Below are 548 nucleotides of genomic sequence, written 5' to 3'. Positions count from 1 at the left end.
TGTCGCCAAACCCGATCACCAGTTCCTTATATTCCAGCGGCAGAAACGGCACCGGGCGGCCAATGTCTGGCAATGTTTTCAGTTGCTGGATAGCCCGGACGATCACCTCACCTCCTTTTCTGGCTGCCAGCCGATTTTTGGTTTTGAGAAAGTCCTGAAGGCGTTGTAAAACGCGCTGTGCCAGCGCGGAAATCGTTACCTGTGGCATGGCGGAGCATCCTGCTCGTTCTCAGTTCCCCAGGTACTTATCCAGGCTTCCGCTTCTTCCGCAGTAAGGTGCAGACCCGTTTCCTGATAGTGCTGCCATGCGGCCTGTCCGTCCCGCAGGTACTGGCTGCGCTTCTCTTCCCGGTCGATGTATTCGGTGATTGCCTCCAGCATTAGCGCGTGCGCTGAGCGGTGCCGGTCATCGGCCAGCGTTTTCAGCCGGTCCTTAAGTTCTTCATCGAGCCTGATGGATGTTGCTGATGACATAAAAGCCCCTTTGTAGTCATATGTATTACACATGACTACTTTAATCCGTGGCGGCGCTATTTGCCAGAAATACG

General features: G+C 54.4%; 2 protein-coding genes. Both read right to left on the bottom strand.

What is annotated here, in order from left to right:
• Positions 1-208 (bottom strand): hypothetical protein (locus ABD006_RS17925; protein WP_343844119.1); only part of this gene is annotated, 208 nt, incomplete at its 3' end.
• Positions 196-548, bottom strand: a 353-nt coding sequence (locus ABD006_RS17920) for a CopG family ribbon-helix-helix protein (RefSeq protein ID WP_343844117.1), incomplete at its 5' end; no start/stop codon positions are given. The genes ABD006_RS17920 and ABD006_RS17925, both read right to left, overlap by 13 nt.

This window comes from Salinibacillus aidingensis (assembly GCF_039522525.1).
In the GTDB taxonomy this organism is placed as follows: domain Bacteria; phylum Bacillota; class Bacilli; order Bacillales; family Alkalibacillaceae; genus Salinibacillus; species Salinibacillus aidingensis.
This window is presented reverse-complemented; position numbering and strand designations above follow the sequence as displayed.